Here is a 997-nt window from a genome sequence, read left to right as displayed (position 1 = left end):
GCTGTCGAGGTGCCCGGTCATGGAGCTGGCGTCCGCCCACAGGCCCCAGGCCAGCGAGGTCGCCGGCAGACCGGCCGCGTGCCGGGCCTGTGCCAGCGCGTCGAGGTAGGCGTTGGCGGCGGCGTAGTTGGCCTGTCCGGCCGTACCGATGACGCCCGCGACCGAGGAGAACACCACGAACGCGGCGAGGTCGGCCTCGGCGGTGAGCTCGTGCAGGAGGTCGGCGGCGTCCGTCTTGGGGCGCAGGACGTTGGCGAGCTGCTCGGCGGTGAGGTTGGTGACGGCGGCGTCGTCGAGGACACCGGCGGCGTGGACGACGGCGGTCAGCGGGTGCTCGGCCGGGACGCCGGCCAGGGCCGCGGCCAGTTGGTCGCGGTCGGCCACGTCGCAGGCGACGAAGGCGGGAGTGGCGCCGAGTTCGACGAGTTCGGTGGCGAACTCCTCGGAACCCCGGGCACCGCTGCGGCTGAGCAGCAGCAGGTGGCGGACGCCGTGCTCGGTGACCAGATGGCGGGCGACCAGCCTGCCCAGGGTGCCGCTCGCGCCGGTGATCAGCACCGTGCCGTTCGGGTCCCAGGTCGGTGCCGGGTCGGCGCCGGAGCTCGCGAGAGCGAGCCGGGGGACGAACACCTGACCCGCCCGGAGGGCCACTTGGGGCTCACCGGTGGCGATGGCGGTGGCGAACGCCTCGTCCGACCAGATGTCGACGTCGATCAGCAGGATGCGGCCCGGCTGTTCGGTCTGGGCGGAGCGGAGCAGGCCCCAGACGGCGGCGGTGACGGGGTCGGGGTGATCGGTGAGGGACCCTTGGGTGAGGACGACCAGCCGGGTGTCCTCGTTGGCGGGGTCGGTGAGGAACTGCTGGGTGAGTTCGAGGACTTCGGTGAGGCGGGTGAACAGATCGCCGTCGGTCTCGACCCGGGCGACCGCGATGTCCTCCGGTACGACGGGATTCTGCGGACGCGGGACCTCGTGCCAACGAAGCTCGTACAGCGGT

Annotated in this window: 1 protein-coding gene; it reads right to left on the bottom strand. The window is 72.7% G+C overall.

The features are described from left to right. Positions 1–997, bottom strand: a 997-nt coding sequence (locus tag VR45_RS41545; protein WP_159394577.1) for a beta-ketoacyl reductase, incomplete at both ends; no start/stop codon positions are given.

Source organism: Streptomyces sp. NRRL S-495, from assembly GCF_000966955.1.
GTDB lineage: Bacteria > Actinomycetota > Actinomycetes > Streptomycetales > Streptomycetaceae > Kitasatospora > Kitasatospora purpeofusca.
The sequence above is the reverse complement of the archived record's forward strand: the minus strand, read 5'-3'. Positions and strand labels throughout refer to the sequence as shown.